Below are 309 nucleotides of genomic sequence, written 5' to 3'. Positions count from 1 at the left end.
CTCACTGAACCTGCAGACGGCTCAGGATACGGATAACGGCTACTCCGTGTTTGAGCAGTCACTGCTGCGGTATATCGCTGCCGGGCTGGGTGTCTCGTATGAGCAGCTTTCCCGGAATTACGCCCAGATGAGCTACTCCACGGCACGGGCCAGTGCGAACGAGTCGTGGGCGTACTTTATGGGGCGGCGAAAATTCGTCGCATCCCGTCAGGCGAGCCAGATGTTTCTGTGCTGGCTGGAAGAGGCCATCGTTCGCCGCGTGGTGACGTTACCTTCAAAAGCGCGCTTCAGTTTTCAGGAAGCCCGCAG

Annotated in this window: 1 protein-coding gene; it reads left to right on the top strand. The window is 58.6% G+C overall.

Annotation, left to right across the window (positions count from 1 at the left end):
* A partial coding sequence (locus ACTHSL_RS13360) for a phage portal protein (RefSeq protein ID WP_440381707.1) occupies window positions 1-309 on the top strand: 309 nt, incomplete at both ends.

Source organism: Neisseria sp. P0008.S010 (genome assembly GCF_051962715.1).
Lineage (GTDB): Bacteria > Pseudomonadota > Gammaproteobacteria > Burkholderiales > Neisseriaceae > Neisseria > Neisseria elongata.
The sequence above is the reverse complement of the archived record's forward strand: the minus strand, read 5'-3'. Positions and strand labels throughout refer to the sequence as shown.